Annotated in this window: 11 protein-coding genes and 1 tRNA gene; 9 read left to right on the plus strand and 3 right to left on the minus strand. The window is 66.1% G+C overall.

From position 1 onward, the window contains the following. Positions 1 to 38 precede the first annotated feature (38 nt). A complete protein-coding gene (locus tag IRG63_RS10420; RefSeq protein ID WP_193510076.1) occupies positions 39 to 1,421 on the plus strand; it encodes an AAA family ATPase in 1,383 nt (460 codons plus the stop codon). Here IRG63_RS10420 and IRG63_RS10425 read toward each other — a convergent pair. Continuing rightward, positions 1,362 to 1,862 (minus strand): hypothetical protein, encoded by a 501-nt coding sequence (locus IRG63_RS10425; protein ID WP_193510077.1) that lies wholly within the window; start codon positions 1,860 to 1,862, stop codon positions 1,362 to 1,364. The genes IRG63_RS10420 and IRG63_RS10425 overlap by 60 nt on opposite strands. 535 nt (positions 1,863 to 2,397) lie before the next feature. Here IRG63_RS10425 and IRG63_RS10430 point away from each other — a divergent pair. Continuing rightward, the gene (locus IRG63_RS10430; protein ID WP_168627443.1) at positions 2,398 to 2,880 is read left to right on the plus strand and encodes a hypothetical protein; all 483 of its coding nucleotides are present in this window, start codon (positions 2,398 to 2,400) and stop codon (positions 2,878 to 2,880) included. 754 nt (positions 2,881 to 3,634) lie between these two features. On the opposite strand, the gene IRG63_RS13800 is transcribed toward IRG63_RS10430, so the two are convergent. Continuing rightward, on the minus strand, positions 3,635 to 4,024 hold the full coding sequence (locus tag IRG63_RS13800) for a hypothetical protein (RefSeq protein WP_227412046.1): 390 nt from the start codon (positions 4,022 to 4,024) through the stop codon (positions 3,635 to 3,637). Positions 4,025 to 4,379: 355 nt separating this feature from the next. Further along, positions 4,380 to 4,452 (minus strand) — tRNA-Val (locus IRG63_RS10440). A gap of 177 nt (positions 4,453 to 4,629) precedes the next feature. Between IRG63_RS10440 and aceE the strand changes: the two genes are divergently transcribed. The 7 genes from aceE to IRG63_RS10475 all read left to right on the plus strand — a co-directional run bounded on the left by aceE (position 4,630) and on the right by IRG63_RS10475 (position 13,465). Beyond that, positions 4,630 to 7,356, plus strand: coding sequence for a pyruvate dehydrogenase (acetyl-transferring), homodimeric type (gene aceE / locus IRG63_RS10445; protein ID WP_193510078.1), 2,727 nt, complete (start codon positions 4,630 to 4,632; stop codon positions 7,354 to 7,356). Between the two features lie 12 nt (positions 7,357 to 7,368). Next, positions 7,369 to 8,562: a CdaR family transcriptional regulator gene (locus tag IRG63_RS10450; RefSeq protein ID WP_168627446.1), complete on the plus strand. Its 1,194-nt coding sequence runs from the start codon at positions 7,369 to 7,371 to the stop codon at positions 8,560 to 8,562. Between the two features lie 183 nt (positions 8,563 to 8,745). Next, entirely contained in the window at positions 8,746 to 9,657 is a 912-nt protein-coding gene (locus tag IRG63_RS10455) for an ACP S-malonyltransferase (protein ID WP_168627447.1), read from the plus strand. After that, positions 9,654 to 10,655: a beta-ketoacyl-ACP synthase III gene (locus IRG63_RS10460; protein ID WP_168627448.1), complete on the plus strand. Its 1,002-nt coding sequence runs from the start codon at positions 9,654 to 9,656 to the stop codon at positions 10,653 to 10,655. Before IRG63_RS10455 ends, IRG63_RS10460 begins: the two co-directional genes overlap by 4 nt. Positions 10,656 to 10,692: 37 nt before the next feature. Then, a complete protein-coding gene (locus tag IRG63_RS10465; protein WP_168627449.1) occupies positions 10,693 to 10,941 on the plus strand; it encodes an acyl carrier protein in 249 nt (82 codons plus the stop codon). Positions 10,942 to 11,027: 86 nt separating this feature from the next. Further along, positions 11,028 to 12,266 (plus strand): beta-ketoacyl synthase, encoded by a 1,239-nt coding sequence (locus tag IRG63_RS10470; protein WP_193510079.1) that lies wholly within the window; start codon positions 11,028 to 11,030, stop codon positions 12,264 to 12,266. An 8-nt stretch (positions 12,267 to 12,274) separates the two neighbouring features. After that, on the plus strand, positions 12,275 to 13,465 hold the full coding sequence (locus IRG63_RS10475) for a glycosyltransferase family 4 protein (RefSeq protein WP_193510080.1): 1,191 nt from the start codon (positions 12,275 to 12,277) through the stop codon (positions 13,463 to 13,465). Positions 13,466 to 13,523: the final 58 nt, after the last annotated feature.

Raw genomic sequence — 13,523 nt, forward strand, 5'->3', positions numbered from 1 at the left:
GTACCGCAACTGAATCATGTCCCCGCTAGTCTGCGGTCATGGCTGATCGCGCGCAGGATTTCGTCGACACCTTTCGGCTGTTCCTGGAGGAGGTGGTCCAGCAGCAGCGGATGCGACCGGCCGTCCTGACACCGATCGGAGTCACGGTCGAGGAACACGTGGGCGCCCCAGTGCGGGACCTGCCGCTTGTCAGCGAAGCGATCCCGCCGCACCGTCTGGTCGACGCTGACATCGCACTCGATCACCTGACGGACTCCCCCGGCTCTGGACTGTTCGGCTGCAGCGGCGGCCAGCAGCGCTACGTCGAGGACTTCCCGCAACTGCTGCAGCACCCGCATGTGGCGTTCGCGCCGGCGCCGGTCGACTACGTGACGGTCGATACCGGCCCGGACAGCCAGCGCCGCGTGGTGGCGTTCGGCATCCGCCTCGTAGTGTTTGAGGGCAAGCCGGTCGCGGTGCTGCAGCGGGCAGCCGCACCACAGTTCGGGCGTGCGACCGCGAGCCTTGACGTGCTTTCCCCGGACGCCGACCTCAGTGGTCGCCTGCTTGCTGAGGTGCGTCGCCTGATGCTCACCCACAGTGTGCTGCGCGGCAAGGTGCTGACGTTCACGGGCGACGAGTACGCGCACCAGGCCGCCGGCGCAACCTTCGTGCCGCGTCCGGCCGTGTCGGCAGAGGATGTCGTGCTCGGCCCCGGCGTGCTCGAGCAGATCACGGGGCACGTCGTCGACATCGGCAACCAGCGCGTGCAATTGGCGGATGCCGGTCAACATCTCAAGCGTGGCGTGCTGCTGTATGGCCCGCCCGGAACCGGCAAGACGCTGACCGTTCGACACCTGCTCGCCTCCACTCCCGATGTGACCGCAGTGCTGCTCACGGGCACGAGCATCCGCTTCATCACCGAGGCTGCCGAACTCGCTCGTGCGATGCAGCCGGCGATCGTCGTGCTGGAGGATGTCGATCTCGTCGCGCACGAGCGCGGCATGCACGGCGGTCCGCAACCGCTGCTCTTTGCGGTGCTCGATGCGCTCGACGGGCTGGACGGTGACGCTGATGTCGCGTTCATCCTCACCACGAACCGGGCGGACCTGCTCGAGCCGGCGCTCACTGCGCGACCCGGCAGGGTTGACCTAGCGGTCGAGATTCCGCTGCCAGATGCGGATGCTCGGCGCCGCATGTTTGCGCTCTACGCTTCGGGGCTCGGGTTGTCGGAAGCGGCGGTGCAGGAGGCCGCGGACCGCTCGGAGGGTGTGACAGGTTCGTTCGCGAAGGAGCTCATGCGGCGGGCGGTACTGCGGGCGGCCCGGAACGATCGTGCGGTGTCGGATGCAGACCTTGCCGCTGCGCTGGACGACCTGCTCTCATCCGGAGCGACGCTCACGCGCACCCTGCTCGGTGTCGGTGGTGGCGGCCAGGCGTGACACGAGGAGGATCACGCCGCCAGTCGCCACGGCCACCAGCCCACCGAGGGCAAAGTAGGGCGTGATCTGGTCTCCATAGGGGATCAACTGCGGCGTCGCGTGACCAACGGCGCTCGACACCAACCCGGCCGGGATGTAGCTGGTTGCCCCGATCCCGCCGAGGACTACCAGAGCGAGGCCAACTTGATCCCGCATAGCCGCCTGGGGTCGTCCTGCTAGAGCCGCGACCCCGATCGAACTGATCGCCCAGATCCCGCCCGCCAAGATGGCGGCAGTCAGCGGCGCGGATTGCTGGGACATAGCAGCGTACGCGGTCCCGAGGTCGGGCGAAACTGTCTGGGGAGCCAGGACGAAGCTCGCGAACGCCAGGACCGCGACGAGCACAACTGCAAGCAGCAGCAGCCGAGGCGGTTGCTCCTTCTTGATTGCAGCCGGGTCCATGCCTCAGTCTTGCATGGGACCGAGCATTCGTCGTGGTGGGCCCTGCCGGGATCGAACCGACGACATCCACGGTGTAAACGTGTTGGCAATGGGAATCCCTTGCATGGAATGTTGCGATTTCTCAATGAATTCAAGGGTAGGCGGGTCAGCCCGTTCCAGTAATTCGCCGCAATTTGCGGACGTTTGTGAAGGTCTACCGGCACCTCACCGGCACGCATCGCGTCCGACAATCAGGACCCCTTGTAGTCCAGCCATCCGAGAAACTGTGCCAGAGGTCAGACCAGGGCCGTGGGCCGCTTGGATTGCAGACCGTGCCGAAGATGCGGCATCGTTGAATGGATGTCAGGATGGGCACATCATGAGGGCCCCACGGACCACAGTCGCTTCGCTCATCGCCTTGGTACTTGTCGCGTCAATGACGGCCTGCACTCGCAGTGCCAGTTCCGGCGCTGCATACTCGGCGCCCAGTTGCTCACAGCTACTCACGTCCGCTGTAGCACACGAGCGATCTGGCAGTGGCGACATCGACTCAACATTGCAGGCGCTGAGTGACAACTGCTCGGATGAGTATGAGATCGCCGTCGACTACCTCGCGCACTCCACTGATGGCCCGTTTAGCATCGACTCCTGCGACGAACTGATCGGCTATGGAGTCAGGGCAGAGTCCGTCGAGTTGCTCGAACAAGACCGACGGTGCAGTTTCGGGCAAGGCGAGGCAGCCGTCGGCTCAGGGTGGCCAGAAGGTGGCCTTGGATGGGACAAGGCACGGGAGCATTCAGGAACGATGCAACGGGTGTGCGGCCCTCTCATGAGCGCCAGAGAAACATCCGACGGCACCTTCGTAAACGTGGGCCAGGACTATCCCTCCGCTGACCGATTTACGTTCATTTTCTGGGACGTCTATCTCGAGCCAATCGGACCCGACGCTGTTGTTTGCGGGAGCGGCGAGATTTATCTCTACAACGGCGTCGCGCAAATGGAAATGTGGGACCCGCGCGCGCTCGAGATCTGGCGTTAGCCGAGGCGATCCGTGAAATTGGCCCTTGGAAGGAAGTGCCGCAATGGTAATGCGGCAACTATCGCAATTGACGACGATAGATGGGCGAAGCGCCCCCAATGGCGTGGAGTTCGATGAGGCAGAATGTGATCGCCTGTTTGGTAGGACCGGGTTCCATAGTCCCAGCCGTGCTATGACCTTATTTGAGCAGGCCAAGGCGGCTGGCTATGACATCGCGGATGTCGATGAGCGATTCTCCTGAGAGCGCCTTCGTTATTGAGACCGGGAAAAGCGACGACTCTGCGACGAAGGGCGTGGAAGCCACGGCGTTAGTCACCGCACAACGGGCGCACTGTCATGTTAGGCCGAACGCGACGCCATTCAAGTGCAGTGCGACGGCAAGGACGATCAGCATGACGAGAGTGCCAACGAGTGGGGCCCAAAAACGATGGAGTTCTCGTGCGTCCAAGTACCAGACGCTCCACAGTACGCAAGCAAGCACTACCAATGCCGCAACCCAAACCGAGATGAGCGTCCAGTATGCAAGTGCGTAATCGCAGCGGACTGGCCCGCCGCAATGGGCAACACTGAGATGATCGAAATAGACGAAAAATGCTATTCCGCCCGAAACGATCACGTGCACTACTAGTAGGAGCACGCTGGCTATTTGGTCGATCGGGCGATCGTCGGTACTCGGATTGTCCAGGCTGGAATGCATCACTCTCCCCCTCCGATTGGGCACCCGGGCTTCGCGGTCGCTCGGACTGACCGCGGGCTAGCCCCAGATGATCGGGTTGATCGGTGTCCCGTCCGCTTCGCATGCGCGGCTCACCGATGCAACATCTTCGAAGTACCGGTCGTGCTGGAGGAACAGCATGTGAACCTTGCCCGGTAGGTTCTCAACCAGCGTGCCGATGCGCTCTTTCACGTCTCCGGTGCCGCGGAGAGCTGCTTCATCGAAGCGTCCGCGCATGCCGTTCATGGTTTCCATGAACTCCTCTGAGTTCGTCGAGTCGGAGCCTTCGACCATCCGTTTCGCGAGATCGCGGGTAGTTGTCTCGAACGCATCACATGATTCCGCGTTGGGCAGCGGTTCCTCGGCGGGCCCAGGCTCCTCCGTGGCGCTAGCGCTGCACCCAGTGAGCAACACGGCGGTGATGAGCAAGAATCCGCTTAGTCGCTTCATGCCTGCATCCTAGAGCGGAACTCCACATAACCGAGGAACCAACATGATCCGACTCGCGTCCCGGCACGGACAGGGGCACGGGCCATCCGGCGGGGCGCAACGACCGTCTGCGTCACCCCGGACAGCGCGTCGAGCGCATGAGCCGCATGATGTGGCGATTCATAGGGGGTGTTTTGCACGCACACCTCTAGGCGCGGTGGTCGACGGAAAACGGCGGCTCCGACGCGACGGATCTTGGATTCTCACCGGCACCTGACCGGCACGAGCGAGCTGCGGCTGCGCGAAACGAGGGCTATGCATTGTGGAAGCCCCGGATTATCAGGGGTTTTGACGGTGGGCCCTGCCGGGATCGAACCGACGACATCCACGGTGTAAACGTGGCGCTCTACCAGCTGAGCTAAAGGCCCTCACCCACGAGTGGGCTCCCCCATGTTACGACAGCGGCAGCGCGGACACGTCGATGCCACGAATCGCGGCTGACGGTGCGTCAGAACTAGACTCGAACGGCATCCCGAAGCGGCAACCGCCACCAGTTGGTTGACGCGCGCAACGATGCGATCTGTCTCAACAAGGAAGAGGTCACAGTGACGGTCAACGATCAGGACCCGTACTCGATGCACCACGTGGATGCTGATCCCGAAGAAACCGCCGAATGGCAGGAATCGCTGGATGCCGTCGCCGCGACCCACGGTCGTGAGCGTGCCCGCGAAATCATGCTGAGCCTGCTCAAGCGGTCCAAGGAGCTTCAGCTCGGTGTGCCGATGGTCCCGACCACCGACTACATCAACACCATCGCCCCCGAGAACGAGGCGAACTTCCCCGGCGACGAGGAGATCGAGCGCCGCTACCGCGCCTGGATCCGCTGGAACGCCGCGATCACCGTGCACCGGGCACAGCGGCCCGGCATCTCGGTCGGCGGGCACATCTCGACCTACGCCTCATCCGCCACCCTCTACGAGGTTGGCTACAACCACTTCTTCAAGGGCAAGGACAACCCCGGCGGCGGCGATCAGATCTACTTCCAGGGACACGCCTCCCCCGGCATGTACGCGCGTGCGTTCCTTGAGGGCCGGCTCAGCGCCGACCAGCTCGACGGCTTCCGCCAGGAGAAGTCGCACCACTCCGGAGGCATCCCCTCCTACCCCCACCCGCACCTCATGCCCGAGTTCTGGGAGTTCCCGACCGTGTCGATGGGTCTCGGCCCACTCAACGCGATCTGGCAGGCGGAGACCAACCGGTACCTGCACAACCGCGGCATCAAGGACACCTCCGCGAGCCACGTCTGGGCATTCCTCGGCGACGGCGAGATGGACGAGGTTGAGAGCCGCGGTGCCCTGCAGTGGGCTGCCAACCACAACCTCGACAACCTGACCTTTGTCGTTAACTGCAACCTGCAGCGCCTCGACGGTCCGGTCCGAGGCAACGGCAAGGTCGTGCAGGAACTGGAGAGCTTCTTCCGCGGCGCCGGCTGGAACGTCATCAAGGTGCTGTGGGGCCGCGAGTGGGACTCGCTGCTCGAACGCGACGACGACGGCGCGCTCGTCAACCTGATGAACGTGACGCCGGATGGCGACTACCAGACCTACAAGGCCGAGAGCGGCGCGTACGTGCGCGAGAACTTCTTCGGCCGCGACCCGCGCACCGCTGAGCTCGTCAAGGACTACACCGACGACGAGATCTGGGGCCTCAAGCGCGGTGGCCACGACTACCGCAAGGTGTACGCCGCCTACAAGGCCGCCATTGAGCACAAGGGCAAGCCGACGGTCATCCTCGCCAAGACGGTGAAGGGCTACGGTCTGGGCGCATCCTTCGAGGGCCGCAACGCAACCCACCAGATGAAGAAGCTCACCCTCGACAACCTGAAGCAGTTCCGCGACGCGATGCGCATCCCGATCACGGATGCCCAGCTTGAGGAGAACCCGTACGTCCCGCCGTTCTACCACCCCGGCCAGAACGACGAGGCGATCGAGTACCTGCAGCAGCGTCGCCGCGAGCTCGGCGGCTATGTGCCCGAGCGGCGCACCAAGTACACGCAGATTCAGGTCCCTGATGCCAGCGCGTACGACGTCGTGAAGCGCGGCTCCGGCAAACAGGAGATCGCCACGACCATGGCGTTCGCCCGCCTGCTGAAGGACCTGCTGCGCGCAGAGGGCTTCGGCCACCGCATCGTGCCCATCATCCCGGATGAGGCGCGCACGTTCGGAATGGACGCCTACTTCCCGACGGCGAAGATCTACAACCCGAACGGCATGAACTACACGTCGGTCGACCGGGAGCTGCTGCTCGCCTACAAGGAGAGCGAGCAGGGGCAGATCCTGCACGTCGGCATCAACGAGGCGGGCGCGATCTCCGCGTTCACCGCGACCGGCAGCTCGTACTCGACGCACGGTGAAGCGCTCATCCCGGTGTATGTCTTCTACTCGATGTTCGGGTTCCAGCGCACCGGCGACGGAATCTGGGCGGCCGCCGACCAGATGGCGCGCGGGTTCATGATCGGCGCGACCGCGGGTCGCACCACCCTCACCGGTGAAGGCCTGCAGCACGCCGACGGCCACTCGCCACTGCTCGCCGCGACGAACCCGTCGGTTGTCGCCTACGACCCCGCTTACGGGTACGAGCTCGGCCACATCGTGAAGTCCGGCATCGAGCGCATGTACGGCGGCACGCATCCGCACCCCGACGTCGTGTACTACATCACCGTCTACAACGAGCCGATGGTTCAGCCGGCCGAGCCGGAGGGCCTCGACACCGAGGGGCTGCTCAAGGGCATCTACCTGCTGAAGGCGGCGACCGCCGGCCTGGCGCGGGTGCAGCTCATGGCATCCGGTGTCGCGGTGCCCTGGGCGCTCGAGGCGCAGGAGCTGCTCGCCAAGGACTGGAACATCGCGGCCGACGTCTGGTCGGTCACCTCCTGGTCGGAGCTTCGGCGCGACGGCCTGGACGCGAACGAGTACAACTTCCTGCACCCGAACGAGCAGAAGCGCACCCCGTACCTGACCGAGAAGCTCAGCAGCGCGCAGGGGCCGTTCGTCGCGGTGACCGACTACGCGCACGCGGTGCCGGATCAGGTGCGCCAGTTCGTGCCCGGCCACTATTCGACGCTCGGTGCTGATGACTTCGGATTCTCGGACACGCGTCCGGCCGCACGTCGGCACTTCAAGATCGACGGTCCGTCGGTGGTCGTGAAGGCCCTGCAGTCGCTCGTCGCGCAGGGTCAGCTCGACCCGGCCGTGCCGCAGTGGGCGATCGACAAGTACGAGCTGCACAACGTCAACGCTGGAACGTCCGGCTCCGCCGGCGGGGAAAGCTAGACCGCGCCGCTCATGCCTGAGGCAGCGACGAAGAAGCAGACCCTCGCCTGGTTGAAAACCGTGTCGGGCGAGCTGGCCACTGCGACCCTGAAGCGCCTCGACGACACGCTGCCCTGGTATCGCGAGATGCCGCCGGGGCGACGGTCCGCTGTCGGACTCGTCGCCCAGGCGGGCATCACCTCGTTCATGCAGTGGTACGACGATCCGAGCTCGACGCCGTGGATCGCCGCCGACGTGTTCGGCGCTGCGCCGCGTGAACTGCTGCGCTCGGTGAGCCTCACCCAGACGCTGCAGCTCATCAAGGTCACCGTCGAGGTGGTCGAGGAGCGGGTCAAGGGGCGTGACGAGTCGCTGCGCGAGGCGATCCTGCTGTACTCGCGGGAGATCGCCTTCGGGGCGGCGGATGTCTACGCGCGGGCCGCTGAGGCGCGCGGGCTCTGGGATGCCCGACTCGAGGCGCTGGTCGTCGACAGCATCCTGAGCGGCGAGTACGACGACGAGCTGCCATCCCGCATCGCGGCGCTCGGCTGGCACGGACATGGAGAGGTGTCGGTGCTGGTCGGCACCGCACCGAAGATGCTCGACGTCGACATGCTGCGGCGCACCGCGCGGCACCAGGACGCTGATGTGCTGATCGGCGTGCAGGGTTCGCGGCTCGTGCTGGTGATCGGGCGGGCGCAGCCGGCATCCGTTAACGAGGACGAGGGCACCGCTCCCCCGAAACCGTTCCTCGACATCGCGATGGAGCTCGAACCCGGGTTCGGCGACGGCTTCCTGGTGCTCGGCCACGAGGTGCCCAGCCTGGTCGATGCGTCGAAGAGCGCGAAGGCCGCGCTGGCCGGATTCGCGGTCGCCCGCTCGTGGCGGAATGCGCCGCGGCCGACACTCGCCGATGATCTGCTGCCCGAGCGAGCGCTCGCGGGCGACCCGCTGGCGCGCGCGACGCTCATCACGCGGATCTACCGGCCGCTGCAGGCTCACTCGACCGAGCTGCTGTCGACGCTGTGGAGCTACCTCGACAACGGCCGTTCGCTCGAGGCGACGGCGCGCGAGCTGTTCGTGCACCCCAACACCGTGCGGTACCGGCTGAAGCGTGTGTCCGAGGTGATCGGCTACGACGCGACCGGTGCGCGGGAGTCGCTCATCCTGCAGGCGGCACTCATTGTCGGCTCGATCGCCGAGCACGACACCCCCCGCCGCCGCTGACCGCACTCCCCGCAGGCTGGCCGCCCGTAGTGCCCTCTCCTGCACAACAAGTGGGTGGCGCCGTTTCAGGCATGGTGCCGTGTCGGCGGACCGTAGCCGATTAGCGGGCACGCACAAGGGTTCCGGATATTGTTGGTCGGGTCTCGACAGAGGAAATCGAAAGCGGATTGGAATACTAAGACAGTGATCGTCATCGTCTGCCCCGGCCAGGGCTCCCAGACTCCCGGATTCCTCCAGCCTTGGCTCGAGCAGCCGGGCTACGCCGAGCATCTGGCGACCCTGTCCGAAGCATCCGGCATCGACCTGGCCAAGCACGGCACCGAGTCCGACGCCGAAACCATCCGCGACACCGCCATCGCGCAGCCGCTGATCGTCGCGGCGGGCCTCCTCACCCTCCGCACGCTGCTCGACGGACGCGGCGACGGCATCGGCGTCGCCGGCCACTCGGTCGGCGAGTTCACCGCAGCCGCCGCCGCAGGCATCCTGAGCGAGACGGATGCGATCGCACTGGTCGCCGAGCGCGGGGCCGCCATGGCGGAAGCCGCCTCGCTCACTCCCACCGGCATGAGCGCGGTCATCGGCGCCGATGAGACCGCACTCCAGGAGCGCCTCGACGACCTCGGGCTGCAGGCCGCCAACTTCAACGGCGGCGGGCAGGTCGTGGTCGCCGGCGAACTCGACGCTCTCGAGCGGCTGAAGGCAGAACCGCCGCAGGGCGCGCGGGTCATCCCACTCCAGGTCGCCGGTGCATTCCACACGCGGCATATGTCGCCGGCAGTGCAGCGCCTGGAGCAGGCAGCGGCCGGCATAGAGGCCAGCAACCCGACCCGACCGATCTGGACCAACCGCGACGGAGGCCTCATCACAGACGGTGCCGAGTTCCTGAACCTGCTGGTCGGGCAGGTGCAGTCGCCCGTACGCTGGGACAGGACGATGGAGACATTCGCCGCAGATGGCGTGACCGGCATTATCGAGGTCGCACCGGCTGGCGCCCTGGTCGGGCTCGCGAAGCGCGGGCTCAAGGGTGTCCCCACCGTCGCGGTGAAGACCCCAGATGACCTGCCCGCCGCACTGAACATGATTGAGATGGCATGAGCCCCACCCTGAAGCAGTCCACCGGCCCCCAGTACACGCGCATCTACGGCTTCGGAGCCGCGCGCGGCGACCGGATCGTCCCGAATGAGGAGCTCATCGGGCCGATCGACTCGAGCGACGAGTGGATTCGCCAGCGCACCGGCATCATCACCCGCACGCGCGCATCCGAAGGCCTGCTCGCCATCGACCTGGCGACCGATGCTGCCAAGGAGGCCATCGAGGTCTCTGGCGTGCCCGCCGACCAGATCGACCTGGTGATCATCGCCACCATCAGCAACGTGCAGCAGACGCCGTCGATGGCCGCCGTCGTCGCCGACCGCGTCGGCGCCAACCCTGCCGCCGCCTACGACTCCAACGCGGCGTGCGCCGGCTACTCCTACGCTGTCGCACAGGCGGATGCCCTCATCCGGGCCGGAGCAGCGCACTACGCGCTGGTGATCGGCGCCGAGAAGCTGTCGGATGTCGTCGACCCCACCGACCGCTCGATCTCCTTCCTCCTCGGCGACGGCGCGGGCGCGGCCGTGATCGGCCCCTCAGACTTCCCGGCTATCTCCCCCGCGGTCTGGGGCTCTGACGGCTCGAAGGCTCACGCGGTCACCATGAACTCCACCCTGATCGACTACCGCGACGGCGACGCCAACTGGCCGACACTGCGCCAGGAGGGCCAGACCGTCTTCCGCTGGGCGGTGTGGGACATGGCGAAGGTCGCCAAGCAGGCGCTTGACGAGGCCGGGATCGAAGCATCCGACCTCGCCGCCTTCATCCCGCATCAGGCCAACATGCGAATCATCGACGAGTTCGCGAAGCAGCTGAAACTGCCGGAGAGCGTCATCATCGCGCGCGACATCGAGACGACCGGCAACACGTCCGCCGCCTCGATCCCGCTTGCGACCCACCGACTGCTGAAGGAGCACCCGGAGTTGAGCGGCGGCCTTGCCCTGCAGATCGGTTTCGGCGCGGGCCTCGTTTACGGCGCTCAGGTTGTCGTCCTGCCCTAAACTTGTCCCCGGTCATCAACACCCAAGGAGAATCACAATGGCATTGTCCACCGAAGAAGTACTTGCCGGCCTCGCCGAGCTGATCAACGACGAAACCGGCATCGCGACCGACACGGTCGAGATGGACAAGTCGTTCACCGACGACCTCGACATCGACTCGATCTCGATGATGACGATCGTCGTCAACGCCGAGGAGAAGTTCGACGTGAAGATCCCGGATGACGAGGTCAAGAACCTGAAGACCGTCGCCGACGCGGTCAACTTCATCGTCGCAGCGCAGAACTAGGGCACGCACGCACATTCGGACGGCCAGCCGTCGATAAGACGGCTGGCCGTATCCGTGCATCCCGACCTACCCAGCAGAGAGATGCCATGACTCCCAAAAAGATCGTCGTCACCGGTCTCGGCGCCGCCTCACCCCTCGGCGGCACCGTCACAGACTCGTGGAAGGCACTGCTCGCCGGCGAATCCGGTGCCAGCACCCTCGAACAGGAGTGGGTCGCCGACCTTCAACTCCCCGTGACGTTCGCCGCGCAGGCCAAGGTTGCTGCCGGTGACGTGCTCGAACGCGTCGAGCTGAAGCGCCTCGACCCTGGCAGCCAATTCGCCCTCATCGCCGGACGTGAGGCCTGGGCGGATGCCGGTGCGCCCGAGGTCGCGCCCGAGCGGCTCGCCATCGACTGGTCGACTGGTATCGGCGGGGTCTGGACGCTTCTCGACGCGTGGGACACCCTGCGCGAGAAGGGCCCGCGACGGGTTCTCCCTATGACCGTGCCGATGCTCATGCCGAACGGGCCCGGAGCGGCGATCGGAATGGACCTGCACGCTCGCGCCGGCATCCGTACCGTCGTCTCTGCTTGTGCATCCAGCACCGAGGCGATCGCCAACGCGTACGAGCACCTTCAGCTCGGCCTTGCCGATGTCGTCATCGCCGGCGGCTCCGAGGCCGCCATCCACCCACTGCCGATCGCCGCATTCGCGAACATGCAGGCGCTGTCGAAGCGCAACGACTCCCCCGCGACCGCATCCCGCCCGTACGACGTCACGCGTGACGGTTTCGTGCTCGGTGAGGGCGCGGCCGCGATCGTCTTGGAGACCGAGGAGCACGCCAAGGCGCGCGGCGCGAAGATCTACGCCGAGCTCGCTGGCGGCGCTGTCACCAGCGACGCGTACCACATCACCGCGCCGGACCCGGAGGGGTCGGCTGCGGCTCGCGCGATGATTCGTGCGATCGAGCTGTCCGGGGCCACGCGGGAGCAGGTCGGGCACATCAACGCCCACGCGACGAGCACGCCCACCGGCGACATCGCCGAGTACAAGGCGCTCCTGCGCGTGTTCGGCGACAACCTGCCGAACATCGCAGTGTCGGCGACGAAGGCCTCAACCGGGCACCTGCTCGGTGGCGCCGGAGCCATCGAGGCGGTCTTCACGATCCTCGCACTGCACAACCGCATCCTGCCGCCGACGATCAACCTCACCGAGCAGGACCCCGAGATTCCGCTCGATGTGGTGACCGAACCGCGTCAGCTTCCGGATGGTGACCTGCTAGCCCTGAGCAACTCGTTCGGTTTCGGCGGTCACAACGCTGTCATCGCGTTCCGCAGCGTCTAGGCGACTCTTTGCGTATAGCGATCGTCAGCGACTACTTCCCGGATTTCGTCGGAGGGGCGCAGACCTCGATGCGCGAGCAGCGGCTCGCGCTGCAGGCCGCCGGCCACCACGTCGTGATGGTCAGTGCGGTGCGCGGCGGCCCTGGTGGCCGATACCGCCGGACGGATGACGGATTGCAGGTGAAGCCGAGCTTCACCTTGCCCGGCGTTCAGTTGCCGGTGATCCCCAACAACCCGCGCACGACCAAGGTCCTCGAGGAGTTCCTGCGGGAGCACAAGATCGATGTCGTGCACGTGCAGACCGAGTTCGGCCTCGCTCACGCGGCCGCGACCGTGGCTGCTCGGATGGGCATCCCCGTGGTGCACACCGTGCACACGTTCTACTGGGCGAGCGATGGGGGCTGGCACGCCCCGCTCGAGCCGCTCATCCGCGGCCTGCTGCGCCGGGTCATCCGGTGGGAGATTCCGCGGCAGCCGTTCACGCCGCGACCGGTCGACAACCTGCTGCGCAACCTGACCCTCTCAATGGCGAAGCGCGCGGATGTCGTGGTGTCGCCGTCCGCGCATCAGGCGAAGGACCTGCAGTCGGCGGGAGTCGCCGGGCCGGTGCGGGTCGTGCCTAACCCGATCACGACCTCGCCTGCGCCGTCGCGACCGCTCGGTGAGGTTGCTGAGCCCCGATTCCTGTGGGTGGCGCGCTGCGACACGGTCAAGCGGCCGCTGGAGTTCGCGCAGGGCGCCCTCGACGCGCTGGAGCGCACGGGCGGTGGATTCAGCGTCGACTTCGTCGGTGACGGCACCGAACTGCCGGCGCTGAAGCGCCTGGTCGGCGATCGGCCGGAGGTCCGGGTGCACGGCGCGCTGCCCCACGACCGGGTGCTCGAGCTGATGGACGAGTCCAGCGCGGTCGTGCTATCCTCCCTGGGGTTTGACAACCAGCCGATGACGATCGCCGAGGCGGTCAGCCGAGATCGTGGCGTACTGTACGCCGACCCGAAGCTCAAGGAAGGGCTGCAGGGCGCGGGCTACCTGGCGCACAGCGCGGACCCGGCCGGGTTCGCGGATGCGCTCGTGAAGCTCACCAAGGACCCGTCCATCTTGGTTCGGATGTCGAAGAATGCGGCAACCGATGCGGCGGAGTTCAGCGCGCAGACCTACGTGTCGCGCATCCTGATCGCCTACGTGGCCGCCAAGCGCTAGCGCTACCGGAGGCCCAGCTCGTCGAGACCCTGGGATCTCGACAGGCTCGATCACCGGA

This window comes from Cryobacterium sp. BB736 (genome assembly GCF_014980265.1).
Lineage (GTDB): Bacteria > Actinomycetota > Actinomycetes > Actinomycetales > Microbacteriaceae > Terrimesophilobacter.

Coding starts and splice junctions, on each gene's coding strand:
- IRG63_RS10420 (WP_193510076.1), top strand. CDS start 39: ATGGCTGATCGCGCGCAGGATTTCGTCGACACCTTTCGGCTGTTCCTG.
- IRG63_RS10425 (WP_193510077.1), bottom strand. CDS start 1,862: ATGGACCCGGCTGCAATCAAGAAGGAGCAACCGCCTCGGCTGCTGCTG.
- IRG63_RS10450 (WP_168627446.1), top strand. CDS start 7,369: ATGCCTGAGGCAGCGACGAAGAAGCAGACCCTCGCCTGGTTGAAAACC.
- IRG63_RS10460 (WP_168627448.1), top strand. CDS start 9,654: ATGAGCCCCACCCTGAAGCAGTCCACCGGCCCCCAGTACACGCGCATC.
- IRG63_RS10465 (WP_168627449.1), top strand. CDS start 10,693: ATGGCATTGTCCACCGAAGAAGTACTTGCCGGCCTCGCCGAGCTGATC.
- IRG63_RS10470 (WP_193510079.1), top strand. CDS start 11,028: ATGACTCCCAAAAAGATCGTCGTCACCGGTCTCGGCGCCGCCTCACCC.